At 48.7% G+C, this 12,282-nt stretch carries 14 protein-coding genes and 1 pseudogene; all 15 read left to right on the top strand.

Annotated features, from left to right (window positions below; genetic code table 11):
- Window positions 1–16 precede the first annotated feature (16 nt).
- The 15 genes and pseudogenes from ACIFQN_RS21870 to ACIFQN_RS21800 all read left to right on the top strand — a co-directional run bounded on the left by ACIFQN_RS21870 (window position 17) and on the right by ACIFQN_RS21800 (window position 12,266).
- Entirely contained in the window at window positions 17–259 is a 243-nt protein-coding gene (locus ACIFQN_RS21870; protein WP_429835210.1) for a hypothetical protein, read from the top strand.
- Window positions 222–419, top strand: a pseudogene (locus ACIFQN_RS21865) (acetyl-CoA C-acyltransferase); the annotation flags it as partial. The gene ACIFQN_RS21870 and the pseudogene ACIFQN_RS21865, both read left to right, overlap by 38 nt.
- A gap of 236 nt (window positions 420–655) precedes the next feature.
- Window positions 656–1,567: a catechol 2,3-dioxygenase gene (locus tag ACIFQN_RS21860; protein ID WP_429835159.1), complete on the top strand. Its 912-nt coding sequence runs from the start codon at window positions 656–658 to the stop codon at window positions 1,565–1,567.
- A 50-nt stretch (window positions 1,568–1,617) separates the two neighbouring features.
- Window positions 1,618–1,896 (top strand): 2Fe-2S iron-sulfur cluster-binding protein, encoded by a 279-nt coding sequence (locus tag ACIFQN_RS21855; protein ID WP_429835158.1) that lies wholly within the window; start codon window positions 1,618–1,620, stop codon window positions 1,894–1,896.
- Between the two features lie 59 nt (window positions 1,897–1,955).
- Window positions 1,956–2,375: a GlcG/HbpS family heme-binding protein gene (locus tag ACIFQN_RS21850; protein ID WP_429835157.1), complete on the top strand. Its 420-nt coding sequence runs from the start codon at window positions 1,956–1,958 to the stop codon at window positions 2,373–2,375.
- A 56-nt stretch (window positions 2,376–2,431) separates the two neighbouring features.
- Window positions 2,432–3,706, top strand: coding sequence for a Rieske 2Fe-2S domain-containing protein (locus ACIFQN_RS21845; RefSeq protein WP_429835156.1), 1,275 nt, complete (start codon window positions 2,432–2,434; stop codon window positions 3,704–3,706).
- A 44-nt stretch (window positions 3,707–3,750) separates the two neighbouring features.
- On the top strand, window positions 3,751–4,953 hold the full coding sequence (locus ACIFQN_RS21840) for a dipeptidase (protein ID WP_429835155.1): 1,203 nt from the start codon (window positions 3,751–3,753) through the stop codon (window positions 4,951–4,953).
- Window positions 4,954–5,264: 311 nt separating this feature from the next.
- Complete coding sequence (locus ACIFQN_RS21835) at window positions 5,265–6,395, top strand: acyl-CoA dehydrogenase family protein (RefSeq protein ID WP_429835154.1); 1,131 nt, start codon at window positions 5,265–5,267, stop codon at window positions 6,393–6,395.
- Between the two features lie 92 nt (window positions 6,396–6,487).
- On the top strand, window positions 6,488–7,243 hold the full coding sequence (locus ACIFQN_RS21830; RefSeq protein ID WP_429835153.1) for an SDR family NAD(P)-dependent oxidoreductase: 756 nt from the start codon (window positions 6,488–6,490) through the stop codon (window positions 7,241–7,243).
- 31 nt (window positions 7,244–7,274) lie between these two features.
- On the top strand, window positions 7,275–7,640 hold the full coding sequence (locus ACIFQN_RS21825) for a hypothetical protein (RefSeq protein ID WP_429835152.1): 366 nt from the start codon (window positions 7,275–7,277) through the stop codon (window positions 7,638–7,640).
- 100 nt (window positions 7,641–7,740) lie between these two features.
- Window positions 7,741–8,793 carry a TRAP transporter substrate-binding protein gene (locus tag ACIFQN_RS21820; protein WP_429835151.1) on the top strand — a complete coding sequence of 351 codons (1,053 nt, stop codon included), beginning with the start codon at window positions 7,741–7,743 and terminating at the stop codon, window positions 8,791–8,793.
- Window positions 8,794–8,830: 37 nt separating this feature from the next.
- Window positions 8,831–8,953 carry a hypothetical protein gene (locus ACIFQN_RS21815; RefSeq protein ID WP_429835150.1) on the top strand — a complete coding sequence of 41 codons (123 nt, stop codon included), beginning with the start codon at window positions 8,831–8,833 and terminating at the stop codon, window positions 8,951–8,953.
- On the top strand, window positions 8,943–10,358 hold the full coding sequence (locus ACIFQN_RS21810) for an amidase (protein ID WP_429835149.1): 1,416 nt from the start codon (window positions 8,943–8,945) through the stop codon (window positions 10,356–10,358). The genes ACIFQN_RS21815 and ACIFQN_RS21810 overlap by 11 nt, the downstream gene beginning before the upstream one ends.
- A 73-nt stretch (window positions 10,359–10,431) precedes the next feature.
- A complete protein-coding gene (locus ACIFQN_RS21805; RefSeq protein ID WP_429835148.1) occupies window positions 10,432–10,986 on the top strand; it encodes a TRAP transporter small permease in 555 nt (184 codons plus the stop codon).
- Window positions 10,983–12,266: a TRAP transporter large permease gene (locus tag ACIFQN_RS21800; RefSeq protein WP_429835147.1), complete on the top strand. Its 1,284-nt coding sequence runs from the start codon at window positions 10,983–10,985 to the stop codon at window positions 12,264–12,266. The genes ACIFQN_RS21805 and ACIFQN_RS21800 overlap by 4 nt, the downstream gene beginning before the upstream one ends.
- The last annotated feature ends 16 nt before the right edge of the window (window positions 12,267–12,282 follow it).

The following is a 12,282-nucleotide window of genomic DNA, read 5'->3' as shown; positions in this document are numbered from 1 at the left end:
GAGCGGGTGTAAACTATTGGAGACGAAACTGGAAAATTGGATCATCGAAGCGGATATATCCAATATGCAGGCGGCAATGGAAGCGGGAAGCTTCCGCTCTGAAGATCTCGTACAGGTCTATTTGGAAAGAATCTGCAAGTATGATTCGGTGCTTCACTCCATTATAGAAATCAATCCTACTGCTTTAGAAATTGCGAGGGTCCTGGACGAAGAACCTCGGGCGCGATCTGTCACTGGATTTGGACAGAGTGAATGTTAACGGAGGAGCCATCGCATTGGGACATCCACTTGGCGCGACTGGTGCACGTATTCTCGTCACTCTGCTTTATGAAATGAGAAGACGAGGCGAACGCTACGGAATCGCCACCCTTTGTGTAGGCAGTGGACAGGGAATGGCCACGATGCTCGAGCTGCTTTGATGTAGCACAGTCAATAAAATACTCTGCTTTTGGGTAGACCTCAGGCTGTCGGGGAAATCTCGGCAGCCATTTCTATGTCCATGCACTTTCGTGAGTCTCCCGTGAGAAACAACAGAATCATACAGGAATCGATCGTAAATCAAACTGGTTCGGTAATATATTGTCTGAATTTTTGTGCTTATAATAACAATGACAAAAGGAAGTGAATCAAACTAAATCACAAAGGGGGCAGTTTCATGGGGATTATGCGTTTAGGGCGTGTCGAGTTAAAAGTGATGGATCTTGAAAAGTCAGTTGACTACTACACGAATGTGATTGGTTTGGAAGAAACGGGAAGATCAGAAGGCAGAATTTATATGAAGGCATGGGATGAGTATGACCACCATAGCGTTGTTTTGCAGCAGGCAGATTCTGCAGGATTGGACCACATGGCTTTTAAAGTAGAAAAGCTGGATGACCTGGCCCATTATGAAAAAAAGGTAGAACAGTTTGGCTGTACGGTCCGACGTGTGCCAAATGGTACTCGGTTGGCTGAAGGTCAGGCGATCCGTATCGAAACTCCAACAGGGCATCAGGTGGAGCTTTATCACGATATTGAAGTGCTGGGCAAGAAGGTTGGCTCCCTGAATCCACATCCTTGGCCAACGGATACTCGCGGAATTGCACCGCATGCCCTCGATCATTGTCTTTTGACAGGGGAAGATTTGGAAACGGCCACTCGCTTCTTTATGGAAGTGCTCGGCTTCAAACAAAGTGAAAAGGTCATGACGGTAGACGGAGAAATGATGCTGGGCAGCTTCTTGTTTACCGGAAATAAAGCGCATGACATTGCGTTTGTCAAAGGCCCGGATAAAAAATTGCATCACGCCGCTTTCCATGTAGATAATTTCTATGAAGTACTGAAGGCTGCGGATATTTTGTCCCGCAACGAAGTGCAAATTGAGGTAACCCCTACAAGACACGGGATTACGAGAGGCCAAACGGTCTACTTCTTCGATCCATCCGGAAATAGAAATGAAGCGTTCTGCGGTGGTTATTTTACCTATACCGATTTTCCGACCATTACGTGGACAGAAGACCGAATCGGCCAGGGAATTTTCTATCATCGCAGAGAGTTAATTGATTCCTTTATGAAAGCGCTCACATAGTTGCCAGCAATAGACTTACAAAAGTAACCAACGGATAGGGGTACGAAGCGATGTTTACAGTACAAGTGAATCGTCTTGTTGGTGAAATATTCAAGTGTTCCAGTACGGAAGATGTATTGACCGCAGCACGCCGTCACGGGGTGTCGATCCCACTGGGTTGCCGGGGCGGCGGCTGTGGAATGTGCAAGATTCAGGTCACGGAAGGCAAATTTGAGCGAGGAACGAGTTCAATGGCTGTCCTTACCGAGGAGGAAAGAAAGGAAAACTATAGTTTAGCCTGCAAGACCTATCCGAGGGAGAATATAACCATTGAAATAACGCTCAAATGACATGCCGATTGGTTCTTTGCTTTCAGTAGAAAACAGGTGGGGAACGGAGGGGAGAGAAAGTGGAAATCTATCGCGAAAAGAAGACAATATTGTCGGAAATGGGCAATCAGATGGCAGAGGCTGCCGTTAAAAAGGCAAAACAGCTTGGCATTAAGATCAATGTAGCGATCGTTGACGAGGGGGGCCATCTGGTTCATTTTCGCCGGATGGACCAGGCTCCGATTCTCAGCATTGAAATTGCTCAGAACAAAGCTTATACGGCCATCGCTTTCGGATTGCCGACTCATGAGTGGCACCCGCTTATCCGTAATGAACCGGCTCTGCGAGAAGGCATTGTCCATACACCGCGCTTGGTAGTCTTTGGGGGTGGATTCCCCATTAAAATAGGCGATGAGATAATCGGCGGGATTGGCATTAGCGGAGGGTCAGCAGATGAAGATATGGCGTGCTGCCAGGCTGCCTTGAGCTTAATTCAATGAATGTACGATATGGATGAGAAGTTTTTTGAATCTTCTGAATAAAAGGGGATAAAACAATGCTTAAAGTTGAAGACAATCATCTTTTAACACGAACAGACAGCGGAACGCCAATGGGAGACTTGTTTCGCAGATACTGGATCCCGGCGCTGAAGTCAGATGAGCTTGTGGCTGACGGCAATACCGTCACCCTCCGTTTATTAGGAGAAGATCTGGTTGCGTTTCGAGATTCTGAAGGTAAGGTAGGGCTAATCGATGAGAAGTGTCCGCACCGGGGAACGTCTATGGCGCTTGGAATCAATGACGGATGCGGATTGACTTGTATCTATCATGGATGGAAATTTGATGTGAACGGAACATGTACCGATTTGCCGTCAGAACCGGTGGAAAGCAACTTTAAGAAAAGGATCAAGATCAAATCCTATCCGGTGATAGAAAAGAACGGCATCTTATGGACTTATATGGGACCATCAGAATCCATGCCTCCGTTGCCAAATTTTTTCTGGATGGGCTTGCCCGACGAGCATCTTCTATCGGAAAGAGTTTGGCAGGAATGCAACTACCTGCAGGTCATGGAAAATGATGTGGACTATGTACATGCGGCGTTCTTACACAGGGCTTTATCGAAACAGATTCTGAAACAAGGGATTTTGAGCAGCGACCTGGGTATTGACCCTGACCATCCGTTGTGCAAAAACCCGCCAGTTCGCCAGGAAGTGGAAAGCACGATTTATGGCAAGCGGTGCTTGGCCGAAGGAGTAGGCGAAGGGGACAATAACGTATTCCTTGAAATTCACTACATTTTCCCATTCTATACGTATCCTCCTCGAATGGAAGGGGAAGATGGGATGTTCCATATTTTTGTCCCAAGGGATGATCACAGCACTTGGAGCTGGGATGTTCAATTTTCCCATAAGGGGCCGATCGATGTGAAGGCCCAGCATGACCGCCGAGGATTGATTCTGGATGAAAACTTCCGCAAGCTGCGCAATAAAGAAAACTTTTATGAGCAGGATCGCACGCTGATGAAGGGTGGAAACTTTTCCGGCATTCGCGGGATTGCAAACCAGGATCATGCGGTTACCGAAATGATGGGGCCGATTGTGGACCGTAGCGTTGAGCATCTGGGAACCAGCGACATGCCGATCATTCAGATGCGTCGGATGATGCTGCAGACAGTAAAAGAGTTTATGAATAATGAAAATGAAATACCCAAGCTGGATGAGTTCCCTTTGGAAAAATTGTATAGCTGCGGAAAGAGTGCACCGAAAGGAAAAACCTTGCAAGAGGTAATTCCGCTGGCGAAAGAATTTGCTCCGTTGGTGAAAAAGTAGAGGTTCATCGTCGTAGACGGGGAGAGCGGAAGAAGGGGGAAACATTGAAAAGGAAAATCTATGACGGATATCGTTCCTTTCATTACTTGGCTGCCGGATTAGATTATAAGGCGTTTCCGCTGGCCAGTCAGACAGAACGGTTAGGAAACTATTCGATTCCATTAAATGAAAGGCAACAGAAGAAAGTGGAACGGATCTTTGAGGATAATATCATGATCTCACTAAGGGACCACGGCTTCGTTATGCCTCTTCATCCGGAGCACACGTTGGAATATTGCAAGCATGGATTTACCTCGTTTGGTTACGAAGGTCTGTCGCGTTCCGGATTGGATGCCGTTTTCGAGAATTTCATGGACGGGATCATGAATATCAGCTCTCGAATGGGACTCAAGTGGGATGATGTCATCTGGAATCTTGGAATGCGCTACTGTGATATCGTTCAGCAAGATACCGTCATGATTGCTTCGAATATTTTCGATCTATACCGAGCAAAAGAAACCGGCCGGATTGCAATCATCCCATCACTGGAAGCGGCAACCGCCCTGGAAAACGAAATCGATCGGGTGGATATTTTATACGGATTCGGCATTCGCTGTATGGGGATTACCTACAATGAAGCCAATACGTTAGGCAGCGGATTGTCCGAAGTGCGGGATGGAGGATTGACCAACTTCGGCCGTCGCGTAGTCAAGCGCATGAACCAGCTGGGAATGGTAATTGATATTTCCCACTGTGGGGATCAGACGAGTCTCGATACGATTGAAGCCAGTGAAAAACCTGTCCTGATTACCCACGCTGGGGCACGAGGGCTGTGGAATACCCCACGGATGAAACCGGATGAAGTGCTGAAGTCCTGCGCAAATAAGGGCGGAGTGATTGGTATTTTGGCAGCGCCGAATACCACATTGACCAAAAGTAGTTCGGATCATTCCATTGAATCCGTCATGGAGCATTTTGAATACATCGTAAATCTGGTGGGCATCGATCACGTGGGCTTTGGGCCGGATACCTTTTTCGGCGATCATGTTGCCTTGCAGCATGCGGTAGACGCTCAATTATCCATTGGCCAATCACATAGCGGGGAAGAGTTTGATGAAAGCAGCTATGTATTGGGGCTGGAGGATCCGATGGAGGCGATGCCTAACATCGTCAAGTGGTTGGTTGTTCGCGGCTATTCGGACACGGATATCGCGAAAGTCACCGGGGGTAATGTAATGCGAGCTTTAAGTAAAATTTGGGTGAAATGATCGTTCCTAGTAACTCTATGGATTCGGGGGAAGCTCATGGCAGATTGGTTTATCCATGAAATCCCCTCGCTATCTGATGGTCAGAATAACGCAATATCACCTGTGAGTTGACAAAACTCCTCCTTCAGCGATGACAAGGTTTATCCCTGGCGTTCTTGTAAAAAGCGATGCGTGATGTGGCATTGGTTTAGACGAGAGCCTGAGCGAGAGTTCATGGAAGAGAAGGTACCCGGCCGGTGGCGGCCGCCCTTCTTTTCATGGAAGAAAACCAATGAATGATTAGGTGATATAGGAAAAGGGAGGAAAGAATCTTGAATGCTGTTGAAAAGCAAAGTCAGAATCAGTTCGACCGCGTGCTGACCGAAATCCGCGCCAGGCGGGACGAGTTTGACGCGAAACGGCACGTGCCTCGGGATATGATAGCGCAATTAAAGCAACTGGGCGTCTTTCGCGCTGCCACGCCGCGTTGCTTTGGCGGCGATTCTCTCTCGCCCTCGGAGTTCCTCAGGCTGATCGAAGCCATCTCTGAGGCTGACGGTTCCGCCGGATGGGTGGCGAGCTTTGGCTCTGCAGCGGTCTATCTGGCGGCTCTTCCACGCGACACACTGGTACGCCTTTACGCAAACGGACCGGACGTGGCATTTGCAGGTGGCCTGTTTCCAATCCAGCCCGCAGAGAAGGTCGAGGGCGGCTGGCGAGTGAACGGTCTTTGGAAGTTCGCAAGCGGCTGTAAGGGCGCCGACATTCTTGGTGTCGGTATTGGAGCTGGGGACGGGGGCAAGCCGCGCACGGCTGTGCTCATGCCCGAGGATGTGGAAATCGTCGAAAACTGGGAAGTGCTCGGGTTGCGCGGAACAGGCAGCCATGACCTGCGGGTGAAAGACGTTATCGTCTCTGACGAATGGACCTTTATCCGTGGTGGTGTGCCTACTATCAATGAGCCGCTCTACCAGTATCCATCCATCGCTTATGCAGCGCAGGTACTGGCGGTGGTCAATCTCGGCGTCGCTCGTGCCGCGCTCGATGAAGTCTCTCAGATGGCGGGTGGCCGTTCTGGCATTACCGGAGCACCGAAAATGACTGATCGCGCTTACCTGCGAATATCCGTGGCAAAGGCAGAAGCCTCGCTCAGATCGGCGCGCGCCTTCTTCTACGAAGCCACCGATTCAGCTTGGAACTCGATCCTGAGGGGTGACGGTGTCTCCGCTGAACAAACAAGCTTGCTGCGTCTCGCTGCCGTTCAAGCTACCCGTGCAGGCGCGGACGCCGTTCAGTCGGCCTACATGCTTGCGGGCACTGCGGCGATCTACGATGGACACCCGCTGCAGCGCTATCTGCGCGACGCGATGGTCGTGACCCAGCACGCGTTCCTTGGCGAAGGCATGTACGACGGTGCCGGTTCCGTTTTTCTTGGCGTGCCGCCGATGCCTGGCTACATCTGATCTTGTCAGAGCCATCGTGTTACCTTGCAGCATGCGGGAGACTCCAATCAAATTTTGAGGGGAAATAAATGCAAAGGGAAGGACGACATACAGTGGAAAACAAAGTTCAACGGGTAGCTGTGGTAACGGGAGCCTCCCAGGGGCTGGGAAAAGCCATAGCAGAAAAGCTGCTGAGCGAAGGCAAAAAGGTCGCTTTCCTAAGCCGCAGTCAAAAGAAGCTGGATCTGTTAAGAGAGCAGCATCTTGACAAAGTGAGCCGCGATGAAGCCGTTTTTATGGCGGTAGATGTCTCGGATCATGAGGCAATGAAGCAGGCTGTTCATGACATTTTAAGCAAATGGGACCGGATTGATATTCTCGTAAACAATGCAGGAATTCGGACGCAAACGGCGATAGAAGATATGACGCTGGAGGAATGGGACCAAATCATGTCCACGAATCTTGCAAGCACCTTCTTTGTCGCGCAAGCCGTCATGCACGCAATGAAAGAGCAAAAATGGGGACGAATCATCAACATGTCCTCCATTGGCGGGCAAGATGGCCCATTAACCTCCAGTGCAGCCTATTGTGCGTCCAAAGCTGGTCAGCTGGCCTTGACTAAAGTGTTTGCAAGATCCCTAGCCCCATATGGAATCACGGTGAATGCGGTGTCACCTGCTGCGGTACGCACACCTGAAATGGATAATGTGCCGACCGAAAAACTGGAGCAAATGATTCAAACGATTCCCATCGGCAGAGTAGGAGAAGCGGAAGAAGTTGCAGATTTAGTATCGTATCTGACCTCTGAAAACGGGGGCTTTGTCACAGGAGCAACCTTTGATATCAACGGCGGAAGATTAATGCGTTAAATCAATTGCCTATAAAGGAGTGTGTGTGGAGATGGCTATGGAACATGGAGCACCCCAAATACCGACGAAATTGCGGGTCATGATCAAGTTTGAATCTACAGGCTGGTTCAATACAACAACGGAAGAAAAGACCCAAGCAGTTCTTCCAAAGTTAAATGATGTGATCGCTACATGGAAAGACAATGGGTCGGAACTACTTGGAACGATTGATAGAGATATTCTTACGGCCGGGCACGCTGGCAGTGAAGGATGGCACGCTTGTTTGCTTTTTGATGTGCCGGATCTGCAAACAGTAACAAATATGACGCATTCCTTCCGTGCCACCGGATTGGATAAGTATTTCCGATTGGAAGCGATCCTGGGCCGCCCGTTTTTCTTGCTGGAGCAAGGGAAGTAATAGGAAGTCTGATAGAGCAGGAAAGGGACGACTGACATTAACCAAAGGATGGCTATTGTCAGTGCGTCCTGATGCATTTATAAAAAAGGGGGCAAAATTTGTGAAAAAACTAGTAACCAGTCTATTAACTCTATCTTTGGTTGCCATGCTAACTGCATGCGGAGGAGGCAATCAAGCGGCCCAACAAGCGGGCGGCCAGTCTTCCCCAGCGTCAAATGAGAAGCCTATTGAATTATCCTATGCCTTTTTTGCCCCAGCGAATACTTTTCCTGCCGTACAAATGGAAAAATGGAAAGCAGAGCTGGAAAAGCGCACGAATGGCAAGGTCAAAGTCAATTTGTTCCTGGGCGGAACCCTTCTGAAAGCAGATAACATGTACGACGGCATCGCCAACAAAGTAGCGGATATCGGGTTGTCCTCCACCACTTATGAACCGGGCCGCTTCCCGTTATTGGCTATCTCTGATATGCCCTCCGGCTACACAAGCTCCAAAGCGGCAAGCCGGGTCGTTCATGATTTGATCGAACAGTATCCGCCAGAAGCGCTCAAGGATTTTAAGATAATTACCTCATTTGCAACAGAAGCCTCCTATATTCAAACCAAGGATTCCGTTACTAGCCTGGGTGACTTGAAAGGGAAGCAGCTTCGCATTTCTGGGGCCCTTACGCCAATCATGCAGGAGCTGGGCGCGTCGCCTGTGGGAATGTCCCAGGCCGAGGTGGCAGAAGCTCTACAAACCGGAGTGGTCAACGGTCTGGTTACCTCCCGGGAAGCCTTGCTTGACTTGAAATTTGCTGAAAGCGTCAAATATGTAACTAATTATCCACTGACCATTAACACCTTTATTGCCGTCATGAACAAAGACGTATGGAATTCCTTGCCGGCGGATGTTCAAAAGGTCATCGATGAGCTTAACGGCGAAATGACTGCATTTACCGGAGAGTACCTGGACAATCATGTTAAGGAAGCTTTGGAGTGGAGTCAAAAAGAGCATGGTACACAGATGGTTGAGCTAAGCGATAAAGACGTATGGGAGCAAAAGCTGAAGGCGATGCAGGACAAATACGTGGATGAACTGGAAGCAAAAGGGCAGCCAGCAAAAGAGTATAAGCAAAAACTCTATGATTTGATCGACAAATATTCAAAAGAGTAGGAGCTGTGATGGTTGCTAGCAGAGGAGGGGAGTAGGCATGAATTTAGAGGATTATTTGAAGCAAGTATTGCAGCTGGATCAGGAAGCATCCATAAATTTGCTAAAAGAGGAGCCTGCATTCACATTTACCTTAATAGAGTGGCGGGATTATGATGAGTGATTTATTTTTTCTGGACATATCGACCTTGTCAAAGCTGATACAGACAAAGAAAATTTCACCGGTAGAACTGACTAAGCAGGTGCTTCAACGAATTGAACGATACAATCCCACAGTCAATGCTTATATCAATGTATTGGCAGAAGACGCCTGTCAGCAAGCCGAGGTGCTAGAGCGGGAACTCATGGAGCAAGGTGTACGCGGTCCTCTTCACGGGGTTCCGATAGCCGTCAAGGATATTTTGGAAACGAAGGGCCATGAAACAACAGCAGGCTCAAAGGTTATGGAGAATTGGATTCCGGATCGTGACGCAACGGTCGTTCGAAAGCTAAAAGAGGCAGGAGCTATCCTTATCGGCAAGGCAAATTTGCACGAGTTTGCTATGGGAGCTACAACAGAAAATCCCCATTATGGAGTGTGTCGCAACCCGTGGGATTTGGAAAGAGTTCCTGGAGGCTCCAGTGGAGGTTCAGCGGTGGCCGTCGCTACAGGTCTGTGCTACGGTGCGATCGGAACGGACACGGCAGGCTCGATCCGCTTGCCGGCAGCGATCTGCGGGATTACTGGCATGAAGCCTACATACGGCAGAGTCAGCAGGAATGGATGTTTGCCGTTTAGCTGGTCCCTGGACCATATCGGACCCATGACGCGCACGGTGAAGGATTCGGCTATCCTGCTGGAAGCGATAACAGGCTTCGATCCATTAGATTCCGCTACTGTATCCCAAGCGGATGATGTCATGTGGGATCAGGCCCTTCCAGATCTGAAAGGGATCAGGCTGGCGGTGGTTCGGAAGCACTTCTTTGATGATTTGGAGCCCGAAGTAGAATGGTTGGTTGAGCAGGCAATGAGGGACATGCAGGCGCTAGGTGCGGAAATCGCGGAAATTGAATTACCGGGACTTGACGAGGCCCTGCAGGCGCTGAAAGTGATTGCCCAATCAGAGGTCCTGGCTTTTCACGAGCCCATTTTAAACAAGTATAAGGATTGGTATGGGGAAGACCTGAAATACCGTTTCAGCTTCGGCCAAAGCATCAGTGCTGTGCAGTACCTGAATGCGCAGCGCACGCGAAGCAAGTTTAGTCAGGAGTTAAGGGAGAAGCTGAAAGGATTTGATGGTCTTCTTGCTCCTGCTAACGCTAAACGCCCGTTCCTGATTGGAACCGTGCCGCCCGATCAGGCGATCGGCAATATGTTTACATTGGGGCGCACGCCATTCGGTAATATTACAGGACTTCCTGCTCTCACCCTCCCATGCGGATTTATGTCGGGCAATCTCCCAGTAGGTATGCAAATCATCGGCAGACCGTTTGAGGAGCGCAGGATATTTCAAATCGCTGAAGTTTATGAAAGATCCCAAAATTGGGTGGCTAAACTCGCTGAGAACGAGACTTATCTGGTCCGCTAGCATGGATCCATAGCATTTGTGAGCGTAGGGCTAGGGACAAATGCAGCAGAAATGATATAGGGGTGACTTACTCATGGCAAGTCAAAGTGAAATGGAAGTAAAAGAATTAGCAATGGTTCCACTCCCCAAAAAGTCGAATTTCATGAACGCATTGGATCGTTTGAATCAACAGGTTAATCATTTTCTTGCGTTCCTGGCGGTTGTATCTATGGTAAGCATGATGCTGCTTATCGTCGCAAACGTCTTAATGCGCGTGATGTTTACTCCGATCGTAGGGATTACGGAGCTGGTTGGATGGTCGGCGGCTGTGACGGCAGCCCTTTCACTGGGATATACGCAAATTTATCGAGGCCATGTGGATATCGATGTCTTTGTCCAACGTTTGCCAAGAAGAGTAAGGACGTTGATTCAAGGACTCGTGATATTAGCAAGTCTCATCTTTTTTATTTTCCTTTCCTACCACTTTGTCAAGTTTTCATACTCGACGATGGAAAGTGGTATTCTGTCCCAAACCTTAGGCATTGTGTATTATCCGGTGATTTTAGTCGTGAGTGTTGGTTTTTTTGCTTTATTCTTGTCGCTTTTGGTTGATTTTTTGAAGATTTGTACTGGAGGTGAACAGAATTGAGTGCTACTGTTATTGCCCTTTTGGGAATCCTTGCCCTCTTTATTCTCATGATGTTGAGAATGCCCATCAGTTTTGCCATGTTTTTGGTCGGATTCATAGGCTTGGTGGTCGTAGCTTCCCCCGAAGCGGCATTCAAAGTGACAACAACGGATTTATGGAGTCAATTTTCTGATTATTCTTTAAGCGTGATCCCGATGTACATTCTCATGGGGGAAGTGGTCTTCCGAGCAGGGATTACGGACAAGCTCTTTCATGCAGCCTATAAATGGGTAGGACAGCTGAAGGGGGGAATGGCATGGACCATTATCTTGGCGAGCGCAGGATTTGGGTCCATCTGCGGCTCCAATTCAGCTACGGCAGCCATGATTGGGACGATGGCCATCCCTGAGATGAAGAAATACAAGTATGATGACGCCCTGAGTACGGGAAGCATCGCTGGTGGCGGCACACTTGGAATTATTATTCCACCCAGCACGGTGCTTTTGGTTATTGCCTTGCAGATGGAACTATCCATTCGCGATCTTTTTATCGCGAGTATTGTTCCCAGTATTTTGCTTGTCAGCCTTTTTCTTTTGACAGTCTGGGTACTCTGTCAAAGGAATCCTGAATTGGGTCCGGCGGGTCCAAAATCTACTATGCTGGAAAAGATGAAAGTCATACCTGGTGTTTTTCCTACTTTGGCTTTGCTCGTTTTCGTCATTGGCGGATTGTTTATGGGCTGGTTTACCGCAACGGAGTCCGGGGCTATTGGGACATTTGGAGCTTTGGTATACGCGGTAATTTTAAAGAAGCTGACATGGGAAAATTTCAAAAAGGCTGCTTTCGATACCCTTCGAGCATCGGCAATGGTCGTCATGCTGGTTGCCAGCGCGTTGGTTTTCGGTCGCTTTTTAACCATTACCCGTCTGCCGTTTGAAGTGGCGGATTGGGTGAGTGCCCTACCTCTTCATCCATTTTTTATCATGCTCGGTATTTATCTGGTTTTCGTAGTTGGCGGGGCGATTATGGATGCTTTGGGCTTCCTGATCATTTCTATCCCTATCTTTTTCCCGACGGCTCTTTCTTTAGGCTTTGATCCGGTATGGTTCGCGATCGTGTTGTGCATTATCACAAGCGTGGGAGCCATCACGCCACCGGTTGGGATTAACGTGTTTGTCGTGAAAGGATTGGCACCTTCCGTTCCGATCACCACCATTTTCAGGGGAGCTGGGTACTTTCTTTTTGCGTATATGGTCTGTATTTTGTTGCTCACGATTTTCCCGGCGCTGGTCTACTATTAAAGCTTTGCCGGGAAGC

The sequence above is a fragment of the Brevibacillus sp. NRS-1366 genome (assembly GCF_050467985.1).
This window is presented reverse-complemented; position numbering and strand designations above follow the sequence as displayed.

What these genes read in the sequence shown, in the direction of transcription:
- ACIFQN_RS21860 (WP_429835159.1), top strand. Translation starts at nt 656, where the DNA reads ATGGGGATTATGCGTTTAGGGCGTGTCGAGTTAAAAGTGATGGATCTT.
- ACIFQN_RS21855 (WP_429835158.1), top strand. Translation starts at nt 1,618, where the DNA reads ATGTTTACAGTACAAGTGAATCGTCTTGTTGGTGAAATATTCAAGTGT.
- ACIFQN_RS21845 (WP_429835156.1), top strand. Translation starts at nt 2,432, where the DNA reads ATGCTTAAAGTTGAAGACAATCATCTTTTAACACGAACAGACAGCGGA.
- ACIFQN_RS21825 (WP_429835152.1), top strand. Translation starts at nt 7,275, where the DNA reads ATGGCTATGGAACATGGAGCACCCCAAATACCGACGAAATTGCGGGTC.
- ACIFQN_RS21815 (WP_429835150.1), top strand. Translation starts at nt 8,831, where the DNA reads ATGAATTTAGAGGATTATTTGAAGCAAGTATTGCAGCTGGATCAGGAA.
- ACIFQN_RS21810 (WP_429835149.1), top strand. Translation starts at nt 8,943, where the DNA reads ATGATGAGTGATTTATTTTTTCTGGACATATCGACCTTGTCAAAGCTG.
- ACIFQN_RS21805 (WP_429835148.1), top strand. Translation starts at nt 10,432, where the DNA reads ATGGCAAGTCAAAGTGAAATGGAAGTAAAAGAATTAGCAATGGTTCCA.